The organism is Fusibacter sp. 3D3 (genome assembly GCF_001748365.1).
Lineage (GTDB): Bacteria > Bacillota > Clostridia > Peptostreptococcales > Acidaminobacteraceae > Fusibacter_A.
The window spans coordinates 44,993-52,527 of the sequence record NZ_BDHH01000026.1 but is presented as its reverse complement, the minus strand read 5'-3'; the positions used below and the strand labels follow the sequence as shown (position 1 = coordinate 52,527).

The following is a 7,535-nucleotide window of genomic DNA, read 5'->3' as shown; positions in this document are numbered from 1 at the left end:
GCCATGTACAAACGAAGCGGTTGATTACTTGTTAGAAAAAGGCGTTACTGTAGGACCAGCAAAAGCTGCTAATGCAGGTGGTGTTGCGACATCAGCGCTTGAAATGAGCCAAAACTCAATGAGATTATCATGGACAGAAGCAGAAGTTGATGCTAAATTAGATCAAATCATGACAAACATCCACAAAAATGCTGCAGAAGCTGCTGCTAAATATGGCTTTGGCTATAACTTAGTTGCAGGTGCAAACATTGCTGGTTTTGTTAAAGTGGCTGAAGCTATGATGGCTCAAGGAAATTACTAAGCCTTATTGCCTTAAAGTAAAAAAATAGATAGATTAATCAAAAATGCTGTAAGCAAATGCCAAATTTGCCTGCAGCGTTTTTTTTTCTCTAAGACCTAATAGGAATGTTTGTCCAGCCTGTCACCTATTTGATTGTGAAAAAGATACAACTAAAAAAAACGCTGTTGCATAAATAACGACTTTTGATATAATTAGATTGTTAAAACTGCATAATTGGTTCGCGTTTTCGTGCAAAACGGGGTTTTGACACTCTAACGCAATTAAAAGACCTAAGCAGAAGAAGTTAAGTTAAAATGGGGGGATACTTTTGAAGAATGAATCCACAGTACTTTTAAACGAAGTACTTGCACTTGAATTGTTTCAAACATCTAATATCATCACTTCTATTAATCTACAATATAAGCCTGTAACTTCTGTAAATGTAATGCTTGATAGAGAAATTCTAAGCTGGATTGGACAGGATGGTCAGATCATTTTGATCACAGGACAAATATTTGAAAAAATGACACCCAGTGAGCAGATCGAATTGTTTACTGAAATAGCGGCTAAAAATGTAAGTGCTGTCTTTGTAAAAATCACCCCTTATATTGAAGCTTTACCAAAAGCGGTGGTTAAGGTTTGCAATGAACTCGAATTACCTGTAATCGATCTCGATTATCATGTGTCATTCACTGAAATCTTTTCAGTTGTGTACAATTTGATGTTTAAAAAGCAAACCAACGTACTTCAACGTGTGGAGAATTTACACAAAGATACCATGAATGTTGTGGTGAGTGGGGGCAATATTGAAGATGTGCTCAAAAGCATCCAAAAAACAATCACATCACCTGTTTTTGTCAGAGATTATTACTTTGAAGATACTTATTTTCTGAAATCAGCGTTTGAAAATGACTATGCAATTCTATACGAGAATATTGAAAGCATACAACTGGATGGAAAAAGCTCAAAGGTCATCTGGGATAACATCGTTTATAAAGAAAAAGAAATTGAAAGACTGATTATACCTATTTTCGTTAAAAACCAAGTTCATGGGCATATTGTGACTTATGGTAAAGAGAGGGCTATTTCCAATTATGACAAATTGGGACTTGAAGCCTCATCCAATATTATTGCACTTGAGTTCTTAAAGAAAATATCGGTGCAAGAAGTTGAGAACAAGTATAAAATCGAATTCTTTGATGACTTGATCTCCTTTGATGAAGTGAGACGTAGCAAAGCTGTGGAACGGGCGTCTAACTTTAGATTTTCTGAAAATGCCAATTTCATCATTTTAAATATAGACATCCTCAGCAAAAGCAATGCAGATGAGACCGAAAAATCTTTAAAAGCAGCCTACTTAATTGAGTTGATTTGTAAAGATATGGGAAGATCCTACATGATCCTGAATAAAAGCGATCATATTTACATTCTCATTATGTTTAAAGAAGGCGAAACCATTCAAGTGGTTAAGCGCTATACGAAGTATATCTATGAAATTTTAAAATCCAAGATGAAAAAATATCAGACCAAAGTGGGTGTGGGACGGATTTATAAGGGACTTATAAATGTTCATAAAAGCTTAGAAGACGCTTCTAAAGCACTTGAAGCAGCAGTGCGCTATATGGATGGCGATGTGATTTATTTTGAAGAAATGGGCATCTATAAGATACTGTCACAGGCGAGCCTCAAAAATGAATTGGAGATTTTTTACAACGACACCTTAGAAGCGCTTGTGGCATATGATTTAAGAAAAGATACTGAACTTGTAAAGACGCTCGAAGTTTATTTTGAGTGCAACGGCAATTTAAAAAAAATGTCGGAAACGTTGTTTACACATTACAATACGATTTTATACCGACTTGGTAGAATTCAAGAGATTATCAGCATGGATATCGACAAGGAAGAAGACCGTTATGCGATTCAAACGGCATTAAAAGTGCATAAAATTTTTAAAAATACCAAAAAATAGAGGCAAATCATGTTAGAACTTTTAATTCAATTGGTGTACCGCGTAGGTCTGATTATCATGATTGGTTTAGTCTTTTCAAAGACACGTGCTTTTAAGAATATCATCGAAAAAAGAGAAATGACCTTTCCGGAAAAAATCACCATGGGCATTATTTTTGCACTGCTCAGTATATTGGGGACCTATTCGGGCATTAAATATCAAGGGGCAATTGTCAACACAAGAGTGATTGGCGTTGCTGTAGGGGGCCTGCTAGGCGGACCAGTGGTGGGCTTGATCGCGGGTATAATTGCTGGAGGGCACCGCTTTTTAATCGATATAGGTGGTTTTACAGCCCTTGCATGTGGTATTTCAACTTGTACAGAAGGGATTGTAGCAGGCGCACTGAGCAAACGGTTTAGAGCTTCATCCGTCAAAATCCCATATGCACTCGCTGCAGGGGTATTATTAGAATCACTTCAAATGCTGATCTTAGTTTTGATTGCCAAACCTTTTGAGGATGCGATGAATCTTATGTGGGTCATCAGTTTTCCGATGATACTGGTCAATTCCTGTGGCATAGCACTTTTCGTGAGTATCATCAGCAACATCCAGTCTTTGAGCGGTATCCAAGCTAAATATCGCGCAAGACAAGCCCTTTTGCTTGCAGATAAAACCACTCAATCTTTGAGAGAGGGTCTAAATCGAGATACTGCAAAACTCACGGCAGAACAAATTTTAAGCGCTACAGATTTTGATGCGATTGCCATAACCAATAATACGGAGATCTTAACACATGTCGGTGCTGAGAGTGAACACCATAAAGCGGGGCTGGCGATCATGACTCAACTCACCAAGATCGTTCTCAAATCAGGTGAAGTCAGGGTAGCTCAAAGTAAAGAAGCAATCGGTTGTCCAAGCCGAAAATGTCATTTGAATTCAGCTGTGATCGTCCCAATTTGGGAAGGGGATGTGATCAAGGGGACTTTAAAATTTTACAGGACAACAGATGTGATATCAGACTTAGATATTGAAATTGCAAAGGGACTTTCTAATATACTCTCCACACAGCTCCGAATCACGGACCTTGAAAGACAGTCGAAGCTTGCGCTCAATGCCGAGATCAAAGCATTGCAAGCGCAAATTAACCCCCATTTTCTCTTTAACAGTTTAAATGTGGTGATTTCTTTAATTCGAACGGATCCACAAAAAGCAAGAGAGGTCCTACTGGATTTAAGTGAATTTTTTGGGAAGAATATGCAATCTTTAAAAGGTGAAATAGCCATAAGCGATGAACTTGTACATGTCGAGAAGTACATCAGCGTCAGCAAAGCACGCTTCGGTGAAAAAGTAAGGGTTCAGTATGATATTAGAGTAGATCAATCGACGAGGATACTGCCACTTTTGATACAGCCCATTGTTGAAAATGCAGTTTTGCATGGGATTTTACAGAAAGCTGAAGGCGGTTTGATTAAAGTCTCTATTAAAAATATCGAAGGCTTGAATCAGGAAGCTTTTCTCGAAATAGAGGTCCTTGATGATGGCATGGGCATGACAGAAGAAAAGCTCAATATGATACTAAGCGGAGCACTTTCAGAGTCCGTTGGGTTTGTAAATGTCATGCAGAGAATAGAAAAACACTATGGTTCTAAGGGTTCTTTTAAAATAGAAAGCCAAGTCGGACAAGGCACTTGCGTGAGGATCATTTTGCCGATGAAACGTGAATAAGGGGCTTAACGGAAGGGGGGCATAAAAATGAAGTGTGTTATCGTCGATGATGAAATTCCAGCGGTGGATGAAATTTCCTATCTAATTTCAAAGTATCCAATGCTTGAAGTCGTGGCGACCTTTAATGATGGACTGGCTTTCATTGGCTCTATTAGCCAAAATCAGTATGACATCGTATTTTTAGACATCAACATGCCTCAGGTATCGGGTATACTTGTTGCAGATTACATTTTAAAGAACAATATCCCAACGCGAATTGTATTTGTGACAGCTTATGAAGCCTATGCTATAAAAGCGTTTGAGTTCAATGCAGTGGATTATTTATTGAAGCCGGTTTCAGAAGAGCGCTTTGAAAAAACAGTTCAGAGATTAATGACATCTGAAAGTGGTGAAACAACTGAACCGATTACAGTGCTCACAGACAATGTTAAGGAAGCCGTTCAAACCATAAAGAAACATTTAAAAGTGATGTCACTTTACAAAGATGGCCTTTTGAAGCCGATTAGATACAATGAAATTGCCTATATTTTCTTTGAAGATCGAACCACACACTTTATGACCGTGAACGGTGATTACACTTGTAAAAAAACACTCTCTGAAATAGAGGAGATTCTTCATGATAATTTTTTAAGATGCCACAGAGCTTATATCATCAATTTGGATTATATAGACACAATAGAACCTTGGTTTAACAACACTTATATGGTGACACTTAAAGGCTTTGATCTTCAAATTCCAGTAAGTCGAAATAACACAGCCCTGTTTAAAGAAAAAATGCACATCCTGTAAAATAAAATTTACAGGATTGGGTATACATGTACCAAGGATGTGAGCTTATGAAACTTGAAAGATTTGAACAAAGTTTAATTAGAGATAATGAAGAGCGTATGATTCGATTATTCCCTTTTATAATGGGCGCTTCTTTACTTATGCTGACGCTATCTTTTTTAGTGGATGATTTAAAGGAAATCAAGTGGATAAATGGATTCCTCTTTACATATAGTCTACTGGCTATTTTAGCAGGATTTCTAATTTCACTTGAGAAAGAATTAATGCGTATGCAAATCTTTCAGCATGTCACAGTGCTTGTTTTTTTGAGCTGGGGCACGTTGATGTTGGGATTTAAACCTGAAAGTGTTATTTCCTATTTCGACTTTGTCATTGTTTTTGTGGTGTGTGGAGTAATTATACAAATGAAATGGCAATATTGGGTGATCTATTTCGTACTGGATTTATGCACTTTGATCTTTATAACGCCTTTTGTGCACCGGATTGATGAAAATATCACCGTGACGATTATATCTGTAATAGTATTTGTTGCAATGATTATATATATGAATTATCTGTTTTATAATCAATCGTTATCAAACTACCGTATTAACTGTAAGTTACACGAACACCGACAAGAGCTAGAGCGAAAAGTATCGGAAAAAACAGAGGCTCTTTTAAATTCAGAGCGATTTATGACGAGAGAAATTGCTTTATTGCTGACAACTGTTTTGGAATACTATGATGAATATACAAAAGGACATTCGGAGAGTGTGGCACTGATTTCTCAAATGCTCGCCAAGGCTTTGGGATTTGATCTTGCGCAACAAAAAGAAATATACTGGGCAGGTCTCATTCATGATATCGGCAAGATTCACATTGATAAGGAGTTGCTAAATAAACCTGCGAAGCTCAATGCAGAAGAATACGAAATCATTAAAAGACATACCAACCACGGCTATGAAATGACAAAGAACTCTGAAGCGCTTAAAGAGATCGCAACAATTATTAGGTATCACCATGAAAAATTTGACGGGACAGGTTATCCAGATGGCATAAAGGGCAATGATATTCCGTTGGCATCACAAATCATTGCCGTGGCAGATGCATGGGATGTGATGCGATCAGATCGGACTTATCGGAAGGCACTTACACTTGAAAATGCCAGATTGGAGTTAATCAAAGGCAGTGGGACACAATTTTCACCTCAGCTCGTGGTGGTATTTTTGGATTTAGAGTGTGCAAGTACAACTTCTTAAAATTCGTAAAATAGAATGACTACACGGCTATCGCATGAAAAAAATGTAGAGTATTTTAGGAAAAGTGAATGCGAAAATGCAGAAGGAATAAATGGTAATAATTACAAAAAGGAATTAGAGAAGTAATGTCGAATTCAATACTAGAGGAAAAAAACTCTGGAGGAGAATTCATATGGACAAAACAATGTTTAAAAGTGCATTTGAAAATGTAAGCGATTTTAGACAAGAGTGGAAAGTAAAACATAAGCTGATAGAAATAATCTTTACAACAGTGATTGCAACGATTGCAAATGCGAATACCTGGATAGAAGTAGAATCCTTTGTAGAGGCAAAAAAAGAATGGTTTAAAAAATATGTGGATTTAGAGAATGGCGTACCTTCTCATGATACGTATAAACGCGTATTTGAAAATTTGGATAGTGATTCTTTTAATAGAGCCTTTATAAGCTGGACAAGCAAGCTATCGAATGAATCCGCTGGCAGAATAATCGCTGTAGATGGAAAAACATCAAGGGGATCACATACAGAAGATAGAAAGGCAATCCATCTGGTAAATGCGTGGGTAGAAGAAAATGATCTTTTGCTAGGACAATTGAAAACAGAAGAAAAGAGTAATGAAATTACAGCAATCCCCGAACTGTTGGATTTGCTATTTATAAAGGATAGCATAATCACAATAGACGCTATGGGTACACAAAAAAAGATAGTCGAAAAAATAATAGGAAAAGAAGCAGATTATGTACTCTCATTAAAAGGGAATCAAGGTAATTTTAATGAAGAAGTAAAAAGTTATTTTGAAGATGCAATTGAATCCAATTTTAGAGATTACCCAGTAAGTAGAAAAACAACTCTAGAAAAAGGTCATGGAAGAATTGAAAAAAGAGAGTATTATCAGACAAACGATATAGAATGGTATGTAGAAAAAGACAAATGGAAAAACTTATCAAGCATAGGTATGGTAAGGCGCACAGTGACCACAAAAGGAAAAGAAAGCGTAGAAGTGAGCTATTTCATATCCAGTTTAAAAACACCAGAAGAAGGACCATGTGAAGTGTTTGCAAAGGCCGTGAGATCACATTGGGGTGTAGAAAGTTGTCATTGGATACTTGATGTTGTTTTTAGAGAAGATCATAGCCGAGTAAGAATGAATAACGGTGCTGCAAATCAATCCATGTTGAAGAAGATAGCCATGAATATTTTAAAACAAGAGACCATCACGAAAAAGAAGACCAGTTTAAAGTTGAAGCGTTATAAAGCATCAATAGATGAGTCTTTTCTAACGAAAGTAGTATCTGAGCTGTAGAAAAAAGGCTGAGTTATACCATTCGTAGGGTAAGTCGGCTGTAGTGATACAAACGGTTTATTAGTTGTGCCCTCAAAACTGTAAAAAGGATTGAGCTCTGCATTAAAACATAAGTCATGCCACATAATCCAATAGCGCAATGCTATTTTTTTAAGACTTTGAATAAAAGCCTTGATTATGGTAGATTTTCATGCGATAGCCGTGAGAATGACTATGGATTCCATTGTAAAACATAGTACGGATATGATAAGA

At 36.9% G+C, this 7,535-nt stretch carries 5 protein-coding genes and 1 pseudogene; all 6 read left to right on the top strand.

Going from position 1 to position 7,535, the window contains the following annotated elements; translation table 11 throughout:
- Positions 1-301 (top strand): annotated as a pseudogene (locus tag F3D3_RS20895) (NADP-specific glutamate dehydrogenase); the annotation flags it as partial.
- A 307-nt stretch (positions 302-608) separates the two neighbouring features.
- On the top strand, positions 609-2,249 hold the full coding sequence (locus F3D3_RS20890; protein WP_069876378.1) for a PucR family transcriptional regulator: 1,641 nt from the start codon (positions 609-611) through the stop codon (positions 2,247-2,249).
- A 9-nt stretch (positions 2,250-2,258) separates the two neighbouring features.
- Complete coding sequence (locus F3D3_RS20885) at positions 2,259-3,953, top strand: LytS/YhcK type 5TM receptor domain-containing protein (RefSeq protein ID WP_069876377.1); 1,695 nt, start codon at positions 2,259-2,261, stop codon at positions 3,951-3,953.
- 27 nt (positions 3,954-3,980) lie between these two features.
- Positions 3,981-4,742, top strand: coding sequence for a LytTR family DNA-binding domain-containing protein (locus tag F3D3_RS20880; RefSeq protein ID WP_069876376.1), 762 nt, complete (start codon positions 3,981-3,983; stop codon positions 4,740-4,742).
- Between the two features lie 47 nt (positions 4,743-4,789).
- The gene (locus F3D3_RS24475; protein WP_207645404.1) at positions 4,790-5,980 is read left to right on the top strand and encodes an HD-GYP domain-containing protein; all 1,191 of its coding nucleotides are present in this window, start codon (positions 4,790-4,792) and stop codon (positions 5,978-5,980) included.
- Between the two features lie 172 nt (positions 5,981-6,152).
- Positions 6,153-7,283 (top strand): ISAs1 family transposase, encoded by a 1,131-nt coding sequence (locus F3D3_RS20870; RefSeq protein ID WP_069872581.1) that lies wholly within the window; start codon positions 6,153-6,155, stop codon positions 7,281-7,283.
- Positions 7,284-7,535: the final 252 nt, after the last annotated feature.

Coding starts and splice junctions, on each gene's coding strand:
- F3D3_RS20885 (WP_069876377.1), top strand. CDS start 2,259: ATGTTAGAACTTTTAATTCAATTGGTGTACCGCGTAGGTCTGATTATC.
- F3D3_RS20880 (WP_069876376.1), top strand. CDS start 3,981: ATGAAGTGTGTTATCGTCGATGATGAAATTCCAGCGGTGGATGAAATT.
- F3D3_RS24475 (WP_207645404.1), top strand. CDS start 4,790: ATGAAACTTGAAAGATTTGAACAAAGTTTAATTAGAGATAATGAAGAG.
- F3D3_RS20870 (WP_069872581.1), top strand. CDS start 6,153: ATGGACAAAACAATGTTTAAAAGTGCATTTGAAAATGTAAGCGATTTT.